Source organism: Paractinoplanes durhamensis, assembly GCF_016862175.1.
Taxonomy (GTDB): domain Bacteria; phylum Actinomycetota; class Actinomycetes; order Mycobacteriales; family Micromonosporaceae; genus Actinoplanes; species Actinoplanes durhamensis.
Genome location: NZ_BOML01000043.1, coordinates 317,563 through 339,240 on the forward strand (window position 1 = coordinate 317,563; position 21,678 = coordinate 339,240).

Here is a 21,678-nt window from a genome sequence, read left to right on the forward strand (position 1 = left end):
ATGACCGAGCCGCGGATGAGCTTCGACAACCTGAACTTCCAGGGCGGGATCCAGAACTTCGGCGGGCAGAACACCAACACCCAGCAGAACAACTACTTCCAGCTGAGCCCGCGCGAGCAGGTGGACGCCCAGATCGCCGCCCTGCGCGCGGCGATCGGCGAGGAGCCGGACATCGCCGTCGTCGAGCAGGGCCTGGCCCAGCCGACCCCGGCCAACCGGGAACAGATCGACCGGGCCCTGGAGCGGCTGAGCACCAACGCCGGCAACGCGAGCAAGGCGGCCGAGGCGATCGCCGCCATCGGCGCCCTGATCGCCGCGCACTGGCCTTTCTAGAACTTGTCGGTGGTCCGCTCCGCGAAGCCGAGCGGGCCGGCCACCGGGTTCCACACCGCGACGAACTGCTTCTTGGCCGCCTGCGCCTGCTTGGAGGCCGCCTGGCCCTTGTCCCACGCGGCGCCGCGGGCGGCGGTGTCACCGCAGCTGCCGGCCGCGGCCGGCGTCGCCCAGGCGACGAAGGCCTGGTCGGCGGCGAGCGCGAAGCCCAGCGCCGCCTTGAGCCGGGACTGGATCGCCGCGCCGTTGTCGAGGCCGGACACGTCGAGCGCCTCGGTGGCGGCGATCTGCGCGGTGCGCTCCGCGCCGACCGCCTTCATGTCGCCGAGGGCGGCCGCCGCGCCGCTGCACTGCCGGACCTTGTCGATCGCGGCGTTCAGCTTGGCCCGGCTCGCCACGCTCTGGTCGAGCAGGTCGTCGACCTTCGCGGCCTGGTCACGTGGCGAGGCCGCGGGGCCGGCCGTGGTCGGATCGGGTGCGGCGGTGGTCGTCGTCGGCAGCACGGTACTGACGTTGGCCGGCGGCTTCGCCACCGGATCGCGCCCGGGGTCGTTGCGGTTGCGCACGAGCATGACCACGACCGCGGTCATCCCGAGCAGCGCGACCGTCCCCAGCGCGAGCAGCACGAGCAGCACCCGGTTGCCCGTCCCCTGTCGCGGGGGAGGAGGGCCCGGCTGAGCGTACGTGGGCTGTTGCTGCGGCGGCGGGTAGCCGGGCGGGGGTGCGGCCGAGAGCGTCGCGTTGCAGCGGGCGCACCAGCCCGCCGACGGATCGTTGTCGAGTCCGCACGATGGACAAAGCATGCGGCAAGGTTATCGATGGAGGGCAACGGTGTGCTCCCCCATAAGTGCGAACGGTGATCAGCCCAAGTGATCAGCCCAGCCGCCGGACCAGTACCTCCTCGGTCAGGGCGACCAGGACATCCTTGACCGATTCGCGGTGCCGGGCGTCGCACTCCATGATCGGCACCCGCTGGTGGACGCCCAGCGCGTCGCGCACCTCGGCCAGGTCGAAGTGCATGCCACCGTCGAACTTGTTGATCCCGATGATGAACGGGATGCCGTTCTCCTCGAAGTAGTCGATCGAGGGGAACGAGTCCTCCACCCGGCGGGTGTCCACCAGCACGATCGCGCCGAGGGCGCCGTCGACCAGGTCGTCCCAGAGGAACGCGAACCGGTCCTGCCCGGGCGTGCCGAACAGATAGAGCAGCAGCGCGTCGTCGAGGGTGATCCGGCCGAAGTCGAGCGCGACCGTGGTGGTGGTCTTGCCGGACACGGCCGAGGTGTCGTCCACGCCGATCGAGTGTTCGGTCAGCTCGGCCTCGGTGACCAGCGGCTCGATCTCGGAGATGGCCCCGACGAAGGTCGTCTTGCCCACCCCGAAACCGCCACTGATCACGATTTTGACGGCGATCGGTGGCGCCACCGTGTCAGAGCGCACGGACACGATCCCGGATCCTTTCGATAAGGCCGACGGAGAACTCGTCCGGCTGTTCCTCGATCCGCAGGTAGCCGTCGGTGATCAGGTCACCGACGATCACCCGGACCACGCCGAGCGGTGCGGACAGGGCCGCGGAGAGGTCGGCCAGCGACTGCGACCGCTGGCACAGCTCGACGATCCGGCGGGACTCGAAGCGCAGCGGCGCGGACAGCGCGGCCGGCGCGGCCCGCAGCTGGGTCTCGATCCGCAGCCCGTCGTGCACCGGCTGGGTGCGCCCGCCGGTGAGCATGAACGGCCGCACCACCGGATCCTCGTCGAAGACCGGCGGCCGCCCCGCCCGCGGCTCGTCGCTCATCGCGGCAGGTGCTGCCGGGACTCGGCGATCAGGGCCGGGGTGAGCAGCGTGCCGAACCGCTCGGCCAGGGTGGAGATCTCGTAGCCGACCAGGCCCAGATCGCACTCACTGCCGGCCACCACGCCGAGAACGCTCCCACCGGAGATCTGCGAAACCAGCAGGAAGCCCCGGCGCATCTCGATCATGATGAGCTTGAGGCCGTCGAAGTCGTACCGGCGGGATGCGCTGCGGGCCAGGCTGGCGAGGCTGGACACGATCGCGGCCAGCTGGTCGGCCTCGGCCCGGTTCAGCCCGTCGGAGCCGGCGATCAGCAGGCCGTCGGAGGAGACCGCCACCGCGTCGCGGACACCGTCGGTCTGGTGGACGAAGTTGCCGAGCAGCCAGTTGAACTGGTGCCGGTCGGCCGACGCGTCGACGCTCATGCGTTTTCTCCTGTAGTCGGGCCGGTCATGGCCGCCCGCAGCGCACCCTCCCGGAACGCGGTGAGCCGCGCCCGGGTCGCCGCCGGCGTGTCGTCGACCGGGGGCGAGGGCTCGGCCACCGGCTCGGCGACGGCGGGGGCCGGGTTGCGCCGGGCCCGCGGAGCGCGCCGGCGCAGGCCGTTCGGGGTGCGGGACGCCTCGGCCTCGACATGCCGCACGGGGGAGTCGGCCACCACGACGTACTCGATGGTGTTGGAGCGCAACGGCCGGTCCTCGCGCGGGGCCGGGGCAATCCGCCGGGCCGGCGCTGCTGGGGCGGCAGTTACCGCCTTGGGTTCGACCAGCACCGCGGCCGGCAGGGACAGCCGGGCCGTCACCCCGGTCACCGGGGACGGGGTGAGCTGCACCCCGATGCCGGTCTCGGCGGCGAGCCGGCCCACCACGAAGTGACCGAGGAAGCGGGCCGGCGCGGTGATGAAGTCGCCCTCGCCGCGCAACCGCTGGTTGGCCAGGTCCATCTCGGCCGGGGTCATGCCGATGCCCTGGTCGCTGACCGCGATGAGGTAGCCGTCGCCGATCACCCGGCCGAAGATCTCCACGTCCACGTCGGGCGGGGAGAAGGCCAGGCCGTTCTCGATCAGCTCGGCGAGCATGTGCGCGATGCCGGTGACCATCGAGCCGGCCACCAGGATGTCGTCGACCCGGCGCAGGGTGACCCGGCGGTACTCCTCGACCTCGCTGATCGCGGCCCGGATCACGTCGGTGATCGGCAGCGGGTCGGCCCACTGCCGCGGGCTGGCCGCGCCGACCAGCACCAGCAGGCTCTCCGCGTTCCGGCGCATGCGGGTGGCCAGGTGGTCGAGCTCGAAGAGGTTGGCCAGGCCGGTCGGGTTGGCCTCCTCGCGCTCCAGCTTGGTGATGAAGCCGAGCTGGCGGCGCAGCAGGTTCTGGTTGCGGCGGCCGAGGTTGGCGAGCGACTCGGCGGTGGCGCGGCGCAGCCGGGCCTGCTCGGCGGCCAGGGCGTACGCGGTGTTCTGCATCCGCTCGAAGGCGTCGGCGACCAGCCGCACCTCGTCGCTGGCGTCCCGGGTCACCGGCACCGGTGGCAGCGGCGTGTCGGCGTTGCCGGCGGCGGCCCGGTGCACCGCCAGCGGCAGCTGCTCGGCGGCCAGCCGGTGCGCCTCGCCGGCCAGCGCGGTGAGCGGGCGGGCCAGCGCGCGGGACGCCACCAGCGCCAGGTAGACCGAGCCGACCAGGCACAGCAGCACCGCCGCGCCCAGCACGCCGAGCCGCAGACCGGCCCGGCTCTTGAGCTCCTCGGCGTTCTGCTGCGCGGTCGTGCCGATGTCGCGGCCGACGTTGAGCAGGTCGTTGAGGACGGTGCCGGACGCCGCCCACCAGACCTTCGGGTCGACGTCGAGCGTGCGGCCGTCGGCGGCGCCCAGGGCGGCCAGCTCGAGGGCGCCGGTGGTGCGGCCGTCGGCGGTGGTCAGCACCCGGTTCTTGGTGTCCAGGGCGGCCGGGTTGCCGTACTGGTTGAAGGCCACCAGCGCGGTGTCGCGCGAGGACCGGGTCGAGACGAACTGGACGAACTCGCCGGCCTTGAAGGAGCCGGCCGAGAAGACGCTGTTGAGCAGCATCCGCTCCTGCGACGCCGATTCCTTGGCCACGCTGAGCATGCTGAGGGTGGCGTAGTTGCGGCGCAGCTCGGTGTCGTCGACCGCGCTGAGCCCGAAGTCCACGTTGAGCAGCCGGGCGATCAGGGCGGTGTAGAAGGCGGCGGTGGCGACCCGGGCGCCGGCCCCGGTGTCGGTGGCGGCGCGCACCCCGCCGAGGCCGTCGAGCTGGCCGAGCACGGCCGCGACCCGGTCCTCCACCTCACCGCCGTCGCCGGTCAGGGCCTCGACCGCGGCGCGCTGCCGGTCGACGGCCTGCCGGGCCGGGGCGAGCTGGGCGCGGAAGTCGGTGTTGCCGTCGAGCAGCCCGTCCGCGAGGCCGCGCTCCGACTGCAGGCCCTGCACCAGCTCGAGCACGGCGAGGTCGAGGGTGACGGCGCGGTCGGTCTGCGCGGCGGTGCGGTAGTTGTCGACCTCGCCGACCGCGATCACCCCGAGCAGCACCAGCACGGCCGCGACCGGCAGCGCCAGGGTCCGTGCGATGCGACTGCGGATGGTGCCACCCGGACGGCGGCGTAACGGCGACGCGGCGGCCTCGTCATGGACGGGCACGCGATCAGCTCCTCTATCGGGGGGCGGCGCTGCGTGAACGATGTGGGAGCGTGCACACAGGCTTTCTGTCGGCCCCTGGGCGGAGGGCTTGGCCGGGCATGTGGATCGGGCAGGGATCGGGCCGGGAAAGGATCACTCTCGGTGTCCCGCCGCAACAGGATCTGTCGATCGGACTGTCATGGTCAATAGTTCGGTGGCAGAAATTTACCTTCGTTCAATCGCCGCCGACCAGGGCGCAGATGATCTCTCGCCGACCGATTCCCGACACCGGAACGCGCGGGGATGCCCTATTTCCGACGATGCCTCGCATTTTCGGAAAGGCTGGCAAGAGGCGGTTGATCAAATAAACCGATCTTTTGCCGGGTTGGCAACGTTGCTTGCCACTTCGCGGCCTACCGGGGCACCGTCGACGGCGGAGGTGATCGCATGTCTGAACAGGTCAAAGATGCGTACGAGGTGGTAGTCGTCGGCGGCGGGGCGGCCGGCCTGAACGGCGCCCTGATGCTGGCCCGCTCGCGGCGCTCGGTGCTGGTGGTGGACGCGGGCCAACCGCGCAACGCCCCCGCCGACGGCGTGCACGGCCTGCTCGGCCGGGAGGGGATGCCGCCGCTCGAGCTGGTCGAGCGCGGCCGGCAGGAGGTGCGCGGCTACGGCGGCGAGATCGTGACCGCCGAGGTGGCCGATCTCACCCGCGACGGCGACGGTTTCGTGGTCGTCCTCGGCGACGGCCGGCGCGTGCGGGCCCGGCGCCTGCTGGTGACCACCGGCCTGGTCGACGAGCTGCCCGAGGTGCCCGGCCTGCGCGAGCGCTGGGGCCGCGACGTGGTGCACTGCCCGTACTGCCACGGCTGGGAGGTCCGCGACGAGCCGATCGGCGTGATCGCGACCGGCCCGATGTCGGTGCACCACGCCCTGCTCTTCCGGCAGCTGACCGCCGACCTGATGTTCTTCCGGCACGAGCAGCCGGACCTCCCCGAGGAGCAGGCCGAGCAGCTGGCCGCGCGCGGCATCACGGTGGTGACCGGGAAGATCGCCGAGGTCGAGGTGGCCGGCGACGCGATCACCGCGATCCGCCTCGAGTCCGGCTCGGTGATCCCGCGGCGGGTGGTCGCGGTCGCCACCCGGATGGTGGCCCGGGCCGGTTTCCTGGCCGGCCTCGGCCTCAAGCCGGTGCCGCACCCGTCCGGCATGGGCGAGCACATCCCGGCCGATCCGACCGGCCGCACCGAGGTGCCGGGCGTCTGGGCGGCCGGCAACGTGACCGACCTGTCGGCCCAGGTCGGCACGGCCGCCGCGGCCGGCGCGTTCGCCGGCGCGCAGATCAACTTCGACCTGGTGGCCGAGGAGACGAGACTCGCGGTCGAGGCACGCATGCATTGACGTACGCCGATGAGCGACGTAGTTTTCCCTGAGGAAAGCGCATTCCTGTAGGTCGGACCGCCGTGCCCTCGGCCAAGGGCACGGCGGTGCCGTCGTCCCCCCGCACAGGAGGTTTTCCGTGAAGATCGCGCTCGCCCTGGCCGCTGCCGTGCTCGGCATGCCCGCCCCGGCCGCCGCTGCCGCCGCCACCACCACCTACTACGTCGCGCCGACCGGCAGCGACAGCAACGCCGGCACCCTCGACGCGCCGTTCGCCACCATTCAGAAGGCGGTCGCCACGGTCACCGCGGGCGGCACGATCGCGCTGCGCGGCGGCACCTACAAGCTCGACTCGACCGTGACGATCGCCAAGAGCGGCACCGCGAGCGCGCCCATCACGCTCACCGCCTACCTGGCCGAGCGCCCGATCATCGAGGCCGAGGCGCTGCCCTACACGCCCGGCGCGGTCGGCTCGACCATCCCGGCCGCGCAGCGCGGCGCCATCCACATGGAGGCGTCCTACTGGAAGATCAGCGGCCTGGAGATCGTGCACGGGCCCTACGCGATCTATTGCAACAACTGCAACAACAACACCTTCGAGCGCTTGAGTACGCACGACAACTACGAGACCGGCTTCCAGTTGCAGGGCACCTCGGCCAACAACCTCATCGTCAACCTGGACAGCTACAACAACCGCGACCCGCGCAAGAACGGGGAGAGCGCCGACGGTCTCGGCATCAAGGAGGGCAGCGGCACCGGCAACGTGGTGCGCGGCGCCCGGCTCTGGAACAACATCGACGACGGCTTCGACGCCTGGTCGTTCACCTCGCCGATCACGATCCAGGGCAGCATCACCTACGGCAACGGCTACAACCGGTGGAGCATCCCCAACTTCTCCGGCGACGGCAACGGCTTCAAGCTCGGCGGCAGCAGCGGCACCGGCCCGGCCGCCAACCACGCGGTCGGCAACAGCATGTCGTTCGGCAACGCGGCGCACGGCTTCACCGACAACGGCAACACCGGCACCATCACGATCAGCCGCAGCACCGCCTACCAGAACACCAAGACCGGCTTCGACGTCGACGGCGGCTCCACCTCGAAACTGACCGCGAACCTGGCCGTCGGCAACGCCACCGCGGTCGCGCTCGGCTCGTCGACGGCGTCCGGCAACTCGTGGAACATCGGCGGCACCTGGACCCTGCTCAGCACCGACCCGGCCACGATCACCGGCGCCCGCAACACCGACGGCTCGATCCGCACCTCCAACTTCCTGGTCCCGGCGAACGGGTCCGCGGTCGGCGCGAAGATTTAAGGCCTGGTCCAGTCCGGCACGCGGAGGTGGTCGAGGCCGAGGACCTTGTCCAGCAGGCGTAGCCGGAAGGCGAGGCTGAGCACCGCGAACCAGAACGTCAGCATCACCAGTACCAGCGCGAACATCGTCCGGGCCGGAGCGGTCAGGCCGAAGTACGTGTAGAGCGCCGGTACGAACAGGATCGCGCCGAACGCCGCGATCAGGCCGCAGACCAGGTAGGTCGGCCGCCGGTCCGGCGTCGGCGCGGTCCACGCCGCGAAGAACTTGTTCGGCGGGGCGAGGAAGAGGATCAGGATGAAGGACGCCAGGCAGAAGAACGTGGACAGGCCGGTCTGGGCCGCGATGGTGGCGGCGGCCGCGGTGAAATCGGTGTCGCTGCCGTAGTTCAGGCCGGTGTACCGCTCGAATTCGTTGATCACCTCGGCCGGCGTGCGCCCGGAGCTGAACCCGATCGTGATCGCCTCGTAGATGGCGGCGTAGAGCGCGGCCCCGAAGGTCGCCGTGATCACCGACGCCGGGATCACGAACCGGGCCAGCCCGCTGAGCATGTGCCGGTCCGGCGGGATCGGCTTGGCCCACATGGTCAGGAAGAAGGTGGGCACACCCACCGTGAGCAGGGTCAGCCCGACCTGGGTGGGGGAATAGGGGAAGCCCAGCCCGAGCATGGTGACGGTGAGGATGACCAGGCCCTGGGTGGCGACCCGGGTGAGGAAGACGTAGAGCGAAATCCCGATGCCGCTGATGATCCGGCGGCCCTCCTGCTGGGCCGGCGGCAGCGCCGCGAACGAGTCGTCCACCAGCACGATGTCGGCGACGTCCCGGGTGACCGCGCTGCCGCTGCGCATCGCCACCCCGACCTGCGCGCCCTTGAGCGCGCGGGCGTCGTTCACCCCGTCGCCGATCATCGCGACGTAGTGGTGCTGGCGGCGCAGCGACCGGACGATCCGTTCCTTGTGCTCCGGGGCGACCCGGCCGAAGACCGCGGTCCCGGCCACCACCCGATCCAGCGCCGCGTCGTCGAGCCCGTCGATGAGCGCCCCCGCGATCGGCTCCCCGGCCTCCAGGCCGGCCCGCGCGGCGATCGCCGCCACCGTCCGCGGGTCGTCGCCGGAGAGGACCTTCAGCTGCACCCCGTCCCGCTGGAACCGCCGGACCGTGTCGACCACCTCGGGCCGCAACTCGTCGGCGAGCGCCACCATCCCGATCGGTTCCAGCGCCGGCAGGGCGGGGCGCCCCTCGGCGTCGCGCAGTCCGGCCGCCGGATCCACCGCCTTCGCCAGCACGAGTACGCGCAGACCGCGCTCGGTGCACCGCGCGACGGTGTCCTCCGGCGCGGGTGGGTTCAGCCGGGCGGCCAGCGCGTCCGGTGCGCCCAGGACGTACGTACCCTCCTCAGCAACAACCCCCGACCAGCGCAGGGAAGACGCGAAGAGGATCTCGTCGCGGAGCCGCCAGGCGGCGCCCGGCAGGGCCGCCGCGAGCGCCTGCGACGTCAGGTTGGGCGAGGTGGCGCTCCGCGCCAGCGAGCCGAGCAGCCGTTCCACCTCGGCCCGGTCGTGCCCGCCGATCGGCGCGATCTCGTCGACGGTGAGCTTGCCGGTGGTGAGCGTGCCGGTCTTGTCGGTGCAGACCACGTCGACGTTGCTGACCGACTCGACCGCGTTGACCTGCTGCACCAGCGCCCCCGACCGGGCGATGGTGGCGGCCCCCGCGGTGTAGGCGACGGCGATCAGGAAGAACAAACCATAGGGAACGAGACCGGAGAGTACGGCGGTGGTCTGCACGACCCGCAGCAGCGTGAATCCCTCGATCGCGGCCTGGCCGAGGATCGCCCCGCTCATCAGCGCGACCAGCAACATGACCAGGCGCACCAGGAAGTCGACCCGCTTCTGCAGCGGCGTCTTGTCGGTGCTGGCCCGGCGCGCCTCGGCGGTGAGCCGCCCCGCGTAGCTGTGCGCCCCGACGTCGCGGGCCAGCTGATGCCCGTCGCCGGCGACGCAGAGGCTGCCCGACCGCAGGTCGTCGCCCGGACGCTTGACCACCGGGTCGGACTCACCGGTCAGCAGCGACTCGTCGGCCTCGAACCGGTCGCCGTCGAGCACCGGCCCGTCCACCACGATCTGGTCGCCGGCCCGCACCCGCAGCACGTCCCCGCGCACCACCTGGTCCGGGTCGACGCTGAACTCCTGCCCGTCGCGCACCACGACCACCTGGGTGCGGTCGAGCAGCTGCAGCCGGTCCAGCTTGCGCTTGGCCCGGATCTCCTGCACCGCACTGATCATCGCGTTGATCAGACCGAGGCCGACGCTGATCAGGGCGTCGCTGTACCGCCCCATGGACAGCAGCATCGCGCCGATCACGAACAGAATGATGTTGAAGAACGAGAAGACGTTGGTCCGCAGGATGTCGGCGTAGCTGCGGGACCCGCCCTTGACCGCGGTGTTCGCATCGCCGTGCCGGCGCCGGTATTCGGCCTGGGCGCTGGTGAGGCCCTCCCCGGCGGTATCCAACAGCTGCTGGTCCATCCCGGCTCCCCTCGCCCGGGATCACGCTACCTCCCGGTTGAGCCGCTTTCTGGCGGTTTCGCCGTTGTCATCGGCCGTTGGCGGCCCGGCCAGTTCGGTCGCGTCGGCTATCGACCATGATTGATCAGCTGGTCGCGGTCCTCCTGCTGACCGCGACGCCGGCCCCGGCGACGCCGGCCCTGCCGCTCGGCGACGCCGGCCTGCCCGAGACCCGGACGGTGACCACGGTCGCCCCCGGCGTCACCCGCACGTCGATCGTCCGCGGCACCGATCCGGCGCCGCCCGGCGAGATCAACACCACCACCGAGGGCCCATGGCGGATCCAGGTCCTGACGATCGATCCCCGCCGGGCGCGGGGACAGCTGCGGGTGGTCCTCGACCGCCGCGGCTGCGTCGTCCGCACCGCGGCCGTGCGCGGCACCGTTCTCACCGCCGGCCAGCTCGCGCTGCAGGCAACGGGCTCGCAGGAGGCCGTGCTCGTCGGCGTGGCCACCGGTTGCGTGCGGATCACCTCCGAGCTGCGCGACGCCGACGGTGACCGGGTGGCGGTCCGCCCCGGCGTGTACGCCGTGAACGGCCGCTACCGCCTCACCGAGAACGGCGCCGTCGTGGTCCCGCCCGGCTCCGGCAGCTTCTTCGACCGCAACCCGCGCACCATCGCCGGCACCACCCGCACCGGCGAGATCGTCCTCGCCACCATCGACGGCCGCCGGACCACGAGCGTGGGAACGACGATGGACGAGACCGCCGCGGTCGCCCACGTCCTGGGCCTGCGCGACGCGATAAACCTGGACGGCGGCGGCTCGACGACGATGTCGGTCCGCGGCACCCTGGTCAACCAGCCGAGCGGCGGCTCCCAGCGCCCGGTCGGCGACGCCCTGATCTGGACCAACTGACCCGGTCGTCCGTGCCCGGCGTGTCGCCGGGCGCGGGCTCGGGGGCCGGCCGGACGCGGCAGCCGATCGGCCGAGAGTTCGGGCAGGGGATGGCCGGGAAGACGGTTGGATCAGCCCGTTCGCGCGGGTCGGCGCCGGGCGGTCGTCGTCCACTATGGTCACTGGATCGTCCGCCGGCGAAAGGGAATCCAGGGTGTCCGTGCCTGTCGGAAGAGCAGCGGGTGAGCTGGTGACGGTGGCCGTCCGGGTCGCGGACGTGGCGGGCCTGCGATGGCCGGAGCGGGCTCTGGTCGGGGCCGGCGAGGTGCGGCCGGTGGTGATTCCGGTGTCGTACTCGCGGCTGTCGCGTGCGGTGCTCACCGTGCCGCTCGGTGATGAGGGCAGGGCCCGTGCCGACCGCGTGCGGCACCTGCGCCGGGTGGTTCCGCGGATGGGCCTTCCGCCGGCCATGCTGATCCTCGGCGCGGCGTGGTGGAGCCTGTTCGCCGGCCGCGAGGGCTGGTGGGCGTTCCTGAACTCGGCGGCGGTCGTCTTCGTTTTCGGATACTGCCTCATCGCGCCGCTGGTGGCGGTGACCAGCCGGGCACCGCGGGTGGCCGGCAGCTGGCTGCTGCTGCCGGACGCGCACCCGGACGTCGCCGACGAGCTGGTGGAGCTGAACCCGGGCCGGGCCCATATCCGCTAGCCGCGTTGTCGCGGTGGAGCCGGTCAGTCGCTCAGCTCCGCCGTGCCGAGGGCGATCGGGCCGGCCGCGGCGTCGTGGATGATCCGGCTGTCGTCCGACTTCTGGGTGCCGTCGGCGTCGACGTCCGGGTGGGTCGTCCGCAGGTGCGCGGCCATCTCGTCGTCGGGCACGTCGCGGCTGCCGGGTGGGCACAGGTTGCAGGTCGCCATGGTGGTCATTGTCGCCGAGACGCCCTGGCTCCGCGGCCGAAGCGCGGCGCCCCACCTCCGTGGCCGAAGCGCGGCGCCCTGCCTTTCACTTCCGGCAGCGCGGAGCTCTGCCTTCCGCGGCCGAGGCGCGGCGGCCGCCGGGCGTGCATGTCGCCGGGGAGTTGATGTGGCTGCAGTCGGGGTCCGGCTGGGATCTGCTAATCGGTGCGGCGGCCGGTGATTCCCCAGATCAGGTTGTCCAGTGGGGTCTTCTCGTGGATGTCCGTGGTGAAGCGGACGTGGTGCAGGCCCTGCAGGAAGACGAGCTCGGCGGGGATCTTCTCGGCGCCGGGCAGCAGCACCGGGATGACCGGCACGCCGTTCTCGATGCACCGGTGCAGGAACGCGTTGATCTCGGCGGCCTGCCACCGGCCGAGGCCGGAGGGCCCGATGCAGATGGTGGCCGTCTTCGATTGGAGGATGCCGGACTGGATGGCGTCCTGGAACCACTGGCCGGGCCGGATCCGCTCGACGTCGATCCACGGGTTGAGGCCACGGCTGAGCAGCTGCCGGTGCAACTCGTGGACGGCGGGCTTGTCGTCGCTGTGGTGGGCCAGGAACACGTCGAACGACTCGGCCGGCTCGGTGCTCGCGGACGGCGTCGTGGCGGTCAGGGCGGCCAGCAACGGGTCCGCGGCCGGCGGGAGATGCCGGCGCAGCGACGCCAGCTCGTCGGCGGAGATCGACGAGGGGTCGGTGGGCAGCACGGCGGCCAGCTCGGCCGGGTCCATCGCCGCACTCAGCTCGTCGGTGAGCTTTCCGGCCAGGCGCCACCGCTGCGCGTCCCGGCGGGCCCGCGGCAGGAGCTCGTGCGCCTCGCGGGCGGTGGCGACGACCTTGGCCAGCTGATCGCCGGCGTGCGCGGGTGGGGCCGGCGGCCTGAGGTGGGCGGCCTCGGCCGGGCTCAGTGCGGTCTCGACGGGGACCAGCACCGGATCGCGTTCGTGCGGGAAGCGGAGCCCGGCGATCGCCCGGTCGTACTCCTCCAGGGCCTCGGCCAGCCGGGGGACGGTGGCCAGGTCGGCCTGCTCCACGGTCACGGTGTCGTCGCCGGGGAACGCCCGGGACCGGGCGGCGGCGGTCAGGTCGGCGTGCAGCGATGCGAGGAGGGGCCGGAGGCCGTCGTCCTCGCCGGTGGCCACCGGCAGGCGCCCCACCTCGGTCCGCAGGGCGTCGCGGACCCGGTCGCGGTGGTGCAGGTGGGCTTCCGCCGACGGCGCCGGGTCGACGCGGTCCGGCGGCAGCGCGGCCGACAGCCGGGGTGAGCTCGCGACGAAGGCCTTGAACGTGTCCGGGTCGCTCGCGCCGCCGAGCGGGAGGAAGTCGCGGATCTCCAGGCCGAACAGCCAACGCGGCGCGGTCGCGGCCAGGCGGCGGAGGCCGGTGGTCAGGCTCTCCCGGTGCGCGGCGGTGGCCGCGGTCCACGCCGGCGAATCGGCCGGCGTCTCGTACAGCGCGGCCAGCGCGGCGAAGACGGCGGTCGCCGCGTCGTCGTCGCCCAGCCGGCCGCGCCCGATCGCCTCCTGGAAGGTCGCGAACTCGAGCCGGAGCCGATCGCGGTGGCGTGACTCGGCGAGGACGGTGGTGGACTCGTCCCATGGCCAGGTGAGACGCTGCCGGCGGTACGCGGCCTTGGACAGCACCGACTGCGCCGTGGTCCGCCACCACTGGAAGAGCTGAGTGCGCGGCGGGATGAGCCGTGGCTGTTCGGTCAGCTCCGCCAGGGCCTCGCGGACCAGCGCCCGGAACTGCGGGGAGAGGTCCACCGACCGGGCCTGGTCGAGGACGCGCAGGGCGGAGCGGATCTTCTCCGGCTGGGTTTGCCGGCCGAGGTCGTCGAGCTGCTCCGCCAGGGCGGCCCGCGCCGCGCGCCGAGCCCGCGCGGCCGAGATGTCCTGCAGGCGGGAGCGCACCTGCCACGGCACGTGGTAGTCGGCGGCGATGATCGACAGCTCGCGGAGGCCGGCTTCCGGGTCGGTGTCCAGGGTCGTCCGGGCGGCGAGGATCCGCCGCAGGTTGCGCCAGGCCTCCAGGCGGCCGTTGTTCCAGGTGCGGACGGTGTGCAGGGCTTGCTCCGACCGCCCCACCAGCCGTTCGATGTCCTCCTCGACCGACCACCAGCGGGCCAGGGCGGCGCGGTTCTCCGCGTAGAAATCGTCGATCCAGCCCCGGAGATGGTCGTAGACCTGGTCGGCGGTGCGCCCGGCGAACGGCAGCACGCGCATGGAGAGCGAGCCGACGTCGGTGAACACGAGGACGCAGGGCACATGCCGGCCGATGCCGAGCCGCTGCGCGAACCGGAGCGCTTCCCCGGCCCCGGGCATCGCGGTGTTCTGGTCGCACTGCCGATCGACGTGCTGCCTGATGGCCGAGATGTCGATCAGCGGGTGAAGTGCCGCAGGGCGAAGGACGCGCCAGGGGTCGCGCTCGAAGTCGGTGGCGATGACCTTCTCCAGCACCGACCCGAGCAACGTGGCCCTCGGTCCTGCGCGTGCCGCGTCGAAGGCCATCCGCTCGAACCGACCCTCGGGCAGGTCGGAGAAGAAGACGAAGCGGACCCGGTCGGCGGTGCGGACGCACAGGTCGGCGCAGTATCGGGCGAGGAACTCGCGGCAGACGGCGGAGTTGTCGTTGACGACCAGGATGCTCCAGCCGAACCGGTCGACCAGGCCGCGGTCGGGCCGGTCCAGGCGGAAGGCGTACCGGTAGACGTCGTCCGCCGACGGCGCATGGAAGCCCATACGGCAGGGTAGACCGGCCGTCCCACCGAGCACGAAGGACGACCGGTCGCGGGACGTCAGTTGCCGCTGAGCGTCTCGATCGTGCCGGCGGTGAGCAGGCCCTGGTAGTAGGTGCCGCCGGGGTAACAGGTCGCGGTGGTCGTGTGGTCGACCTCGTCGAGGGTCCAGTTGACGGCCAGGGTCTGCAGGGCCGTCACGTTCGCCGCCTGGGACGTGCCCGCGGTCAGGGTGCACAGCACGTTCGTGCTGCTGCCCTCGGCGTCGCAATGGGAACCGCTTGTCAGGCGTACCCCAAGGAAGTTGCTGTTGATCGTGCTGGTCAGCTCGACCGTGCCGCTCGCATTGCTGTTGGCCAGGTAGGGCGGTGAGGAGATGGTGCGGATCGGCAGTGCGGTGGTTTTCAGGCCGGTCAGGCCGATCGCCATGTTGGTGCCGGCCGGGGATTTCACCGGATCGAGGAGTTGCAGATATTCGAGGTTGGCGAACGCCGCCGGATACGTGGTGCGCAGGACGTTCGCGATGTAGGTGACGGCCTCGCCGCCGGCCGAGTGACCGGCCAGGACCAATTTCGTGGGCAGGGTGGAGCCGGTGCGGCCGGCGGTCTTGGCGGCCGCCGCGTAACTCTTGGCCAGCGCGCCGGTCGGCGACGACGACTGGCCGATCCAGGCGGCCACGCTGGTGAGGAAGACCGTGTTGTTGCCGGTGTTGTTGACCGTGCAGCCGTAGAGGTCGATCGACGGCAGGGTCGGGGCGAAGACCAGGAAGCCGGCCGCCTGATATCTACGGGCCAGGTCGGCCAGGTTGGCGCCGGAGCGGGAGAAGCCGTGCTGCAGGTAGACCAGGGCCTTCGGGGTGGTGGTGGCGGGGAAATACCAGTCGGCGTCCTGGGTGTAGCTGTAGATCCAGCAGGGGACACTGATGTCGCCGTCGACCTCGGTCGCGGCGGCTTGGGCCGCGGCCGGGGTGGTGACGAGGGTGGCAACAGAGAGGGTGGCAACAGACAGGGTGGCGGCGGCCAGGAAACGCCGGAGGGACAGGGACACGGGACCTCCAAGGGGTCAGCCGTAACACTCTCCGAAACAGTGTTTCCATTAGCGTGTGTCGAATGTGAACTGTCAAGATGCTGTTACGTGATGCTCTCCGGGCGCGAGGTGGTGCACGGTCCCGTCGGGGAGGACCGCCTCGCAGGTCGTTCCGGGCGGCACCGACACCGACAGATCGAAGCCGGCGTTCTGCGACCAGCGGACCTCGATCCGGCCGTACGGGCCGTCGTGGGTGGCGTGCGCCCAGGTCAGACCGCCGCCGGGGCGAGGCTGCACGCGGAACGTCCGGTAGGCGGGGCCGGTGGCCGACAGTCCCGCGACGTAGCGGTGCAGGAACGAGACGACCGCGCCCTTCGCGTAGTGGTTGAGCGACTCGTGCGGCACGCCGTCGTCGTCGATGCCGTCCCAGCGCTCCCACATCGTCGTCGCGCCCCGGTCGATCATCGCGAGCCAGGACGGCCGGGTGTCCTGCCCGAGAAGCGCGTAGGCGGCGTCGAGGTGACCGGCGTCGGCGAGCGCGGGCAGCAGGCCCGGCGTGGCCAGGAAACCGGTGGTCAGGTGGTTGTCCGCTTCCTTGACCAGGGCGGCGAGCCGTTCGCCGGTCTGCTCGCGCAGCGCGGCCGGCACCAGATCGAAGGCGAGCGCCCGCACGTGGTTGGCCTGGGTGTCCGGCGTCAGCCGGCCGTCGGGGCCGACGAATTCGCGCTGCCAGGCGTCCCGCGCGGCCGCGGACAGGGTGTTGTACCCAACGGGATCGACACCGATGACCGCCGCGATCCGGGCCATCAGGCCGGCCGAATACGCCAGGTAGGCGGTCGCCACGTCGCTCTTGTCGGCGGCCACGAAGGACGGGAAATCCCCGGGCTCCTCGCCGGGCGCGAGCCACTCACCCCAGTGAAAACCCGAGTCCCAGAGGTACGCCTCGTGCGGCGCGGCCACCGGTCGCCGCGCGACCCGGTCGGGATGCCGCCTGGTCCGGGCCATCGTCGCGGCCCGCCCGATCCACGACTCCATCACCGGCCACATCTCGGCGAGGATCCGCTCGTCGCCGTACGCCTGGTAGAGGTGCCACGGCACGATGATCGCGGCGTCGCCCCAGCCGGCCGACCCGTTCAGCATGGCCATCTTGGAGCCTTCGCCCTCGGCCGGCGGGCACGGGCTCATGTTCGCGATCGTGCCGTCCGGCCACTGGTCGGCGGCCACGTCGCGCAGCCACTTCGTGCTGAAGCCGGCCACGTCGTAGAGGAACGCTGCGGTCGGCACGAACACCTGCCAGTCGCCGGTCCAGCCGGCCCGTTCCCGTTGCGGGCAGTCGGTCGGGATGTCGCAGGCGTTGTCGCGCAGGCTCCACACCGCGGCCTCGTGCAGCCGGTTGATCCGGTCGTCGCTGCACGCGAACCAGCCGGTGCGGCGCATGTCGGTGTGCACGACCACGCCGCGTACGTCCGCGGGGTCGATCTTCTGCCCCTCGATCCGCACGTAGCGGAAACCGTGCGTGGTGCGGCGCGGCTCGAACGTCTCGCCGGCGGCGCCGGCCGGCACGACGACGTCGACCATGCCGGCCGGCAGCGGCGCCGGCAGAAACGGAAAATCCGGGCGGAGATGATCGGTGGTCACGTCGCCGCCGGCTCCGAGCGACTCGGCGTGGGTGAGAGTTACGGGTACGCCGTGGGCACCGAGCCGACCGAGTCTGATCCACCCGTTGATGTTCTGACCGAGGTCGGCGACGTAGCGGTCCGGCCCCAGCTCGGTGACCGCGATCGGCGTGATCTCCTCGACCCGGCGCACCGGCGGGGCCGGCGAGTCGGTGAGCGCCGCATATCCCGCGTCCACCTCGGCCACCGGCGCCCAGCCGCTGTCGTCGAAGCCCGATGTGGTCCAGCCTTGCGGTAGAAGCCGCAGGTCCCAGGTCTCGCCGGCGATCAGATCGGCGCCGGTGACGTGGCCGGTCGACGAGCGCCAGCCGGGCCCGGTGCCGACGGTCCGCGCGGTGCCGTCGGCGAACCACAGCCGCAGCTGGGCGAGCAGGGCGGTCTCGGTGCCCCACTGGTCGGTGGCGTGCAGGGCGCCGGTCTGGCCCCGGAACCAGCCGTCGGCGAGGATCGCCCCGATCGCGTTCTGTCCGCTGACGATCATGTCGGTGACGTCGTAGGTCTGCACCTGGACGCGGCTGCGGTACTGGGTGAACCCGGGCGTCAGTTCGAGGTCCCCGACCCGGACGCCGTTGAGGAACGCCTCGTAGAGACCGTGCGCGGTGATGTGCAACCGGGCCCGGACCACCGCTTGATTCGTTTCAAAGCCGGACCGCAACAGATGCCCGGGCCGCCCCTCGGCGCCGGCCGGCGCGATCCACCCGGCCGTCCAGTCGTCCGCCGACAGCAGGCCCATCTCGAACCAGGCGGGCGCCGACCAGTCGTGTTCGCCCTGCTCGGTCCAGACCTTGACCTGCCAGGTGACCCGCTGCTCGGCCGCGAGGGCCGGCCCGTCGTAGGGGACGAGGATGCTGCGGCCGCCCTCGACCCGGCCGGTGTCCCAGCCGTTGTCGGCGCGCAGCCGGTATCCGAGCTGCCGCCCGGCCGCGAGCTGCCACGACAGGCGCGGCCGGGCGGTGTGGATGCCGAGCGCCTCGGCCAGGTGCTCGACCCGCAGGCGGTGCGCGGTCATCGCGGCGACACCGGCGTCAGCAGCGTGACCTTCGCCCTGGCCGCCTCCAACTCGGCGGCGAGCGAGCGGTGCCGGGTGGCGGTCTCCTGGATCTCCACCGCGTGCGCCCGCTTCTCGGCCATGCTGATCACCGAGGTGGTCAGGTCGGTCCACTCGATCGCGCCGCCGTCGTGCAGCGTGCCGCGGCTGCCGCAGGTGGCGCAGGCGACCGCGGTGCCGTCCAGCTCGACCACGCTGAGGTGGCACATCGGGCAGAGGCCCGGCTCGCCCAGGTAGTCGACGTCGTCGAACGCCTTGCCGAGCTGGCCGGCGACGTTGCGGCCGAGCTGCGCCGAGCGTTCCAGGGCGGCGTCGTCGAGCAGGATCGAGTGCGGGGTGCCGGCGCCGCCGAAGACGACCTGGTCGGCGACGGCGATGTGCATGGAGAACGTGACCGTGTGCAGCAGCGGCAGGGCGAGCGTCTTCCACTGCGGGGTGAGCGATCCGCCGACCGCGAGGAAACCGGCCACCCGCGGCTTGAGCACCCGCTCGTCGACCCGGAACGGCACCACCGGTTCGCTGCCCGAGCGGCGCACCGCGACCAGCTGCTCGATGATGGCGGCGTCGGCGTTCGGGCCGAGCAGCCGGTCGACCAGCAGCTTCAGCGAGGCGGCCATGGTCCGCGACATGATCGAGGTGCTGACGATCAGGCCGTCGCACTCGACCAGCTTCTCCCACAGCCAGTCCAGGTCGCCCTGGTCGGTCAGGTCGAGGTCGGCGAGCCGGACGAATTCCACGTCGGCGCCGGTCACCGCGGCGAGGGCGGTGCACAGCACGATCTCCGAGCTTCCGCCCGCGTTGCCGGCGGACAGGCCGAGTACCCGGCTCACGATGGCCTCCTCTGCATCAGTTCGACGAGGTTCCCCTCGGGGTCGGCCACGAAGGCCATCCGGACCCCCGGCTCGGGGGAGGGCTGCGGCGGCATCACGGCCCGCGCGCCCAGCCCGACCGCCCGTTCGAAGGCGGCGTCGAGGTCGGGCACGTCGAACGCGATGTGCCCGAACGCCTCGGACAGTGCCGCCTCGGCCGGGTTGGCCGGCCGGAGCCCGGCCACCGAACCGGGCCGGTGCAACAGCTCCAGACGATCGCCGTGCCCGGGGTGCAGCAGCATGACGATGTCCAGGTCGATCGGCTCGACCCGCAGGACCATCTCGCGCCGGTAACCGAACGCGGCGCAGTACCACTCGGCCGCCGCGTCCAGGTCGTGCACGGACAGTCCGACGTGGTCGAGCCGCGGTTCAGCCATGGACGTTGAGCCGTCCGGGGTCGGCCGCCAGGTACGACGCGAACCGCCGCTGCGGGTCCCGCCGGTCGCGGATCTCCTCCAGGCGCGCGTAGTTGGCGTCGGAGAGGAACCGGTCCTGCCGGCCGGTGAAGTCGGTGTCACCGAGGTAGACGCCGACCCCGCCCTCGGCCGCGATCGCCGCGGTCCGCTCGTGCACCCAGGTCCGGTACTTCTCGTCGTCGGCCGGGTCGGTGTAGATGACGTAGGTCGCGATGTAGACGTTGCCCTCGACCGAGAACGCCATGTCCGGCAGCGGCCGGTTCGGCGCCCAGCCGTACCAGATCGAGAACGAGTGCTCGGTGTCCAGCTCGCGCCACAACCGCAGCAGCGGCCCGGCGAGCCGGTCGGCGGGCGCGTCGGTCCAGGTGCAGTCGACCGCGTAGCGGTGGCCTTCCGGGCTCTGTTCGTCCTGGGCGGCGCTCTCCTCGGCGAGGCTGGTCTCGCCGCGCACGTGCCCGAGGACCGGGAGCGGGCAGCTGTCGAAGATCCGGAACAGGTCCTCGGCCTCCTGCGGCGAGGACACCATCGCGGTGGTGTGCAGCAGCAGGACCGTGCCCGGATGGGGGACGCCCTCGTCGAGCGGCACGTTCGGCAGCCGGGTGGCGGCGATGACCGGCTCGACCCGGCGGTCCAGCTTCGGCAGCAGGTCATGCATCCAGGACAGCAGCTGTTCGCCGTCGTCGGGGGAGAACGACCAGGTGTCGTGGAACAGGTGCGGGTACGCCTCGTACGTCTGCAGGTGGAACGCGGTGACGATGGCCGGGAAGCCCGGGCCGGCGCCGCGGGCCGCCCAGTAGAGGTCGCTGTTCTCGGTGGCGTCGCAGTGCAGCCGGGAACCGTCGGCGGTCACCACGTCGACGGCGACCACGCTCTCGCAGGCCCAGCCCTTCGACCGGCTGTTCCAGCCCTGCCCGCCCTGGAGCAGGAAGCCGCCGATGCCGACGGTCGGGCAGTGGCCACCGGGGAACGCCCGGCCCCGTTCGGTCAGGAACGGCGCGAGCTCGCGGCCACCACGGACGGCCGGCCCGGCGACGGCGATGCCGGACTCCTCGTCGTACGCGATCGCATCGAGCCCTTCGAGGTCGATGAGCAGGGCGTCGTCGCGGACGCTCCAGGCCGCCCAGGAGTGGCCGCCGGAGCGCACGCTGACCGTCCAGCCGCGCTGGTTCGCCATCCGCACGCCCTCGGCGACGTCCTCGGCGGACTCGGCGAGCAGCACGGCGGCCGGGTAGCGGTCGGGCCGGCGCTGGTTGAAGACGCGGCCGACCCGCGCCTCCTCGTAGCCCGCGAATCCGCGCTGGAAGAGCCTCATGCGGCTTCCTCCGAGGCGAACATCGACGGGCGGGCGCCGGTGATCCAGCCGACCAGGTGGTCGTTCTCGGTCTCGGCGGCCGGGATGTCGGCGACCTTGCGGCCCCGGTTGAGCACCGTGATCCGGTCGCAGACCGCCATCGCCAGCGGCAGGTTGTGGGTGACCAGCACGCACGCCACGCCCTGGTCGGCGAGGCGCCGGACGAGTGCCTGCACCTGCTGGGTCTGCTCGTAGCCGAGCGCCGCGGTCGGCTCGTCGAGCAGCAGGATGCCGTTGCGCTCGTCGTTGAAGACCCGGGTGGCGCCGCGGGCCAGGGCCACCACCTGCCGCTGGCCGCCGGAGAGCATCTCCACCGGCCGGGTCATCGCGGCCGTGCGGACCCCGAGCTTCTCCATCTCCTCGGTGGACCGGCGGCGCTGCGCCTTGTGGTCGACGAAGCCGAGCCAGCCGAGCAGGCCCTTGCGCAGGATCTCCCGGCCGAGGCTGAGGTTGGTGGCGATGTCCTGCGCGTCGACCAGGGCGAGGTCCTGGTAGACCATCTGGATGCCGGCGTGGGTGGCGTCGGCGGGGGAGCCGAACGTCTTCTCCGCGCCGTGCACCCGGATCTCGCCGTTGGTCGGCTGGTGCGCGCCGGACATCACCTTGAGCAGGGTGGACTTGCCGGCGCCGTTGTCGCCGAGCAGGCCGAGCACTTCGCCTTGCCGGACCGCGATGTCGATGCCGTCGAGCGCCCGGACGTACCCGTAGTGCATGTCGACGCCGTGTAGTTCGAGAGCGTTGTCCGTCATGAG

The 21,678-nt window shown here is 72.0% G+C and carries 19 protein-coding genes; 5 read left to right on the forward strand and 14 right to left on the reverse strand.

Annotation, left to right across the window (positions count from 1 at the left end; all coding sequences use genetic code 11):
- Window positions 1-333 carry a hypothetical protein gene (locus Adu01nite_RS28305; protein WP_203731004.1) on the forward strand — a complete coding sequence of 111 codons (333 nt, stop codon included), beginning with the start codon at window positions 1-3 and terminating at the stop codon, window positions 331-333.
- Here the strand turns inward: Adu01nite_RS28305 and Adu01nite_RS28310 are convergent.
- The 5 genes from Adu01nite_RS28310 to Adu01nite_RS28330 all read right to left on the reverse strand — a co-directional run bounded on the left by Adu01nite_RS28310 (window position 330) and on the right by Adu01nite_RS28330 (window position 4,778).
- Complete coding sequence (locus tag Adu01nite_RS28310) at window positions 330-1,136, reverse strand: hypothetical protein (protein WP_203731006.1); 807 nt, start codon at window positions 1,134-1,136, stop codon at window positions 330-332. The genes Adu01nite_RS28305 and Adu01nite_RS28310 overlap by 4 nt on opposite strands.
- 70 nt (window positions 1,137-1,206) lie before the next feature.
- Window positions 1,207-1,779 carry a GTP-binding protein gene (locus Adu01nite_RS28315; protein WP_203731008.1) on the reverse strand — a complete coding sequence of 191 codons (573 nt, stop codon included), beginning with the start codon at window positions 1,777-1,779 and terminating at the stop codon, window positions 1,207-1,209.
- On the reverse strand, window positions 1,763-2,128 hold the full coding sequence (locus Adu01nite_RS28320) for a DUF742 domain-containing protein (RefSeq protein WP_203731010.1): 366 nt from the start codon (window positions 2,126-2,128) through the stop codon (window positions 1,763-1,765). Before Adu01nite_RS28320 ends, Adu01nite_RS28315 begins: the two co-directional genes overlap by 17 nt.
- On the reverse strand, window positions 2,125-2,550 hold the full coding sequence (locus Adu01nite_RS28325; protein ID WP_203731012.1) for a roadblock/LC7 domain-containing protein: 426 nt from the start codon (window positions 2,548-2,550) through the stop codon (window positions 2,125-2,127). The genes Adu01nite_RS28320 and Adu01nite_RS28325 overlap by 4 nt, the downstream gene beginning before the upstream one ends.
- Window positions 2,547-4,778 carry a sensor histidine kinase gene (locus Adu01nite_RS28330; protein ID WP_203731014.1) on the reverse strand — a complete coding sequence of 744 codons (2,232 nt, stop codon included), beginning with the start codon at window positions 4,776-4,778 and terminating at the stop codon, window positions 2,547-2,549. Before Adu01nite_RS28330 ends, Adu01nite_RS28325 begins: the two co-directional genes overlap by 4 nt.
- Window positions 4,779-5,204: 426 nt before the next feature.
- Here Adu01nite_RS28330 and Adu01nite_RS28335 point away from each other — a divergent pair, with 426 nt between their 5' ends.
- Together Adu01nite_RS28335 and Adu01nite_RS28340 are read left to right on the forward strand one after the other, a co-directional pair.
- Entirely contained in the window at window positions 5,205-6,158 is a 954-nt protein-coding gene (locus Adu01nite_RS28335) for an NAD(P)/FAD-dependent oxidoreductase (protein ID WP_203731016.1), read from the forward strand.
- A 118-nt stretch (window positions 6,159-6,276) separates the two neighbouring features.
- A complete protein-coding gene (locus Adu01nite_RS28340) occupies window positions 6,277-7,449 on the forward strand; it encodes a right-handed parallel beta-helix repeat-containing protein (RefSeq protein ID WP_239132755.1) in 1,173 nt (390 codons plus the stop codon).
- On the opposite strand, the gene Adu01nite_RS28345 is transcribed toward Adu01nite_RS28340, so the two are convergent.
- Complete coding sequence (locus Adu01nite_RS28345) at window positions 7,446-9,974, reverse strand: HAD-IC family P-type ATPase (protein WP_203731018.1); 2,529 nt, start codon at window positions 9,972-9,974, stop codon at window positions 7,446-7,448. The genes Adu01nite_RS28340 and Adu01nite_RS28345 overlap by 4 nt on opposite strands.
- A 116-nt stretch (window positions 9,975-10,090) precedes the next feature.
- Here Adu01nite_RS28345 and Adu01nite_RS28350 point away from each other — a divergent pair, with 116 nt between their 5' ends.
- Both Adu01nite_RS28350 and Adu01nite_RS28355 read left to right on the forward strand, forming a co-directional pair.
- Window positions 10,091-10,870 carry a phosphodiester glycosidase family protein gene (locus Adu01nite_RS28350; protein ID WP_203731020.1) on the forward strand — a complete coding sequence of 260 codons (780 nt, stop codon included), beginning with the start codon at window positions 10,091-10,093 and terminating at the stop codon, window positions 10,868-10,870.
- 193 nt (window positions 10,871-11,063) lie between these two features.
- Entirely contained in the window at window positions 11,064-11,555 is a 492-nt protein-coding gene (locus Adu01nite_RS28355; protein WP_203731022.1) for a hypothetical protein, read from the forward strand.
- Between the two features lie 23 nt (window positions 11,556-11,578).
- On the opposite strand, the gene Adu01nite_RS28360 is transcribed toward Adu01nite_RS28355, so the two are convergent.
- The 8 genes from Adu01nite_RS28360 to Adu01nite_RS28395 all read right to left on the reverse strand — a co-directional run bounded on the left by Adu01nite_RS28360 (window position 11,579) and on the right by Adu01nite_RS28395 (window position 21,675).
- Window positions 11,579-11,764 carry a hypothetical protein gene (locus Adu01nite_RS28360; RefSeq protein WP_203731024.1) on the reverse strand — a complete coding sequence of 62 codons (186 nt, stop codon included), beginning with the start codon at window positions 11,762-11,764 and terminating at the stop codon, window positions 11,579-11,581.
- A 197-nt stretch (window positions 11,765-11,961) separates the two neighbouring features.
- Window positions 11,962-14,544, reverse strand: coding sequence for a toll/interleukin-1 receptor domain-containing protein (locus Adu01nite_RS28365; protein WP_203731026.1), 2,583 nt, complete (start codon window positions 14,542-14,544; stop codon window positions 11,962-11,964).
- A gap of 56 nt (window positions 14,545-14,600) precedes the next feature.
- Entirely contained in the window at window positions 14,601-15,587 is a 987-nt protein-coding gene (locus tag Adu01nite_RS28370; protein WP_203731028.1) for an alpha/beta fold hydrolase, read from the reverse strand.
- Between the two features lie 72 nt (window positions 15,588-15,659).
- Window positions 15,660-18,251, reverse strand: coding sequence for a family 78 glycoside hydrolase catalytic domain (locus Adu01nite_RS28375; protein ID WP_203731030.1), 2,592 nt, complete (start codon window positions 18,249-18,251; stop codon window positions 15,660-15,662).
- Window positions 18,248-19,120 (reverse strand): flavodoxin family protein, encoded by an 873-nt coding sequence (locus tag Adu01nite_RS28380; RefSeq protein ID WP_203731031.1) that lies wholly within the window; start codon window positions 19,118-19,120, stop codon window positions 18,248-18,250. The genes Adu01nite_RS28375 and Adu01nite_RS28380 overlap by 4 nt, the downstream gene beginning before the upstream one ends.
- Window positions 19,117-19,536: a VOC family protein gene (locus Adu01nite_RS28385; protein WP_203731033.1), complete on the reverse strand. Its 420-nt coding sequence runs from the start codon at window positions 19,534-19,536 to the stop codon at window positions 19,117-19,119. The genes Adu01nite_RS28380 and Adu01nite_RS28385 overlap by 4 nt, the downstream gene beginning before the upstream one ends.
- A complete protein-coding gene (locus Adu01nite_RS28390) occupies window positions 19,529-20,887 on the reverse strand; it encodes an FAD-binding oxidoreductase (protein ID WP_203731034.1) in 1,359 nt (452 codons plus the stop codon). The genes Adu01nite_RS28385 and Adu01nite_RS28390 overlap by 8 nt, the downstream gene beginning before the upstream one ends.
- Window positions 20,884-21,675, reverse strand: a complete 792-nt coding sequence (locus Adu01nite_RS28395; protein ID WP_203731036.1) for an ATP-binding cassette domain-containing protein — start codon at window positions 21,673-21,675, stop codon at window positions 20,884-20,886. The genes Adu01nite_RS28390 and Adu01nite_RS28395 overlap by 4 nt, the downstream gene beginning before the upstream one ends.
- Window positions 21,676-21,678: the final 3 nt, after the last annotated feature.